The organism is Ornithinibacter sp. (assembly GCF_035443565.1).
Classification (GTDB): Bacteria; Actinomycetota; Actinomycetes; order Actinomycetales; family Dermatophilaceae; genus Fodinibacter.
This window is the reverse complement of the sequence record NZ_DAORSO010000411.1, coordinates 1-1132: the sequence shown is the minus strand read 5'-3', so window position 1 is coordinate 1132 and position 1132 is coordinate 1. Positions and strand designations below refer to the sequence as shown.

At 72.7% G+C, this 1132-nt stretch carries 1 protein-coding gene; it reads right to left on the bottom strand.

Features of this window, described 5'->3' with window-relative positions; genetic code table 11:
• Positions 1 to 162: 162 nt before the first annotated feature.
• A complete protein-coding gene (locus PLL68_RS15585) occupies positions 163 to 738 on the bottom strand; it encodes a hypothetical protein (protein ID WP_324535657.1) in 576 nt (191 codons plus the stop codon).
• Between the last annotated feature and the right edge of the window lie 394 nt (positions 739 to 1132).

The window sequence follows — 1132 nt, the reverse complement described above, 5'->3', positions numbered from 1 at the left end:
TGTTGACGGACGCGTCGGTTGAGGACGAAGGCGTCGCCCAGGGTGATGACGATGAGGGCCTGAACGTCACTGACGGTGAGCATGTGGATGTCCGCCTGGGGTGGCCTGTCGTCATCGTGTCGCCGGCCTGAGGGCAGGGCCGACCCAGGGAGCGGCTGGTGCTCAGCCGCTGAGGGTCGACGCGACCGGCGCCAGGAGGCAGCCGGCGCTGATGAGCCCGATCAGCTGCCACGCCGTGAGGGGGCGTGGCACCCGGCGCGCGGTGGCCGCGGCGGCGTGTCCGAGCGCGTCCAGCGCATCCCCGAGCGGGCTACCGGTGGGCTGCATCGGCGGGTGGGTGGGGTCCATCCGGAACGCCCACCGGGTCGCCCGCTCCCGCAGCCACTGCGCGTGCGCGGACACCGAGCGCACCCACGACCGGACCGTGTCGACCGGCACGCCCAGGTCCGCGGCGATGGTGCGGGCCCCGGCGCCGCCCTGATGGGCCAGCAGCCCCGTCATCACGACCTGCAGGGTGTCGGCCCGCCGTGGTGGGGCGTGGCAGGGCAGCAGCACATGGGTGGCGCCACAGTCCCGGCACCGGGCCCGCCGCGGCCGCAGCGTGTGACGGGCCCCGTGCAGGCCGCGCAGCACCCGGGTGCGGGCGTGACCCCAGGGCCGCAGCGACCCACCCGAACAGGACGGACAGCGCATCGACGAGGAGGCCAGCTCCTGCCCGGCCGCGTCCTGGTCCGCCACGATCACCACTGCTGGTTGCTCCTTGCACCCGTTCATGGTCGCCCCCGCGGTCCGTCACCGGCAGGGGGCAAGTGGTGTTGCACCCTGCCCGAGCCCAGACCGCTTCGCAAGCCCTCGCCCGCCGGCGCGGCCACGAATGTCGGAGAGGCTGAAACCGCAGGTCAAAACCATCGTCACGCTGACGCCGCGTCACGGTGAAGACCACCCATCCTCACCGGCCCTGTCGCGAAGACCGCCACTGGTGATCATCCACCCTGACGCGCAACACCGCGACGAACGGGCTGCACAACAAGGTGGCAGACCCGGCCTCCTACATGCGCCCGCTCGACAGCGTTGTCGAGACCGTCACGACCCGGCTGCACGAGTCGATCTGGAGCCCCTGGGGCGCGGTGGG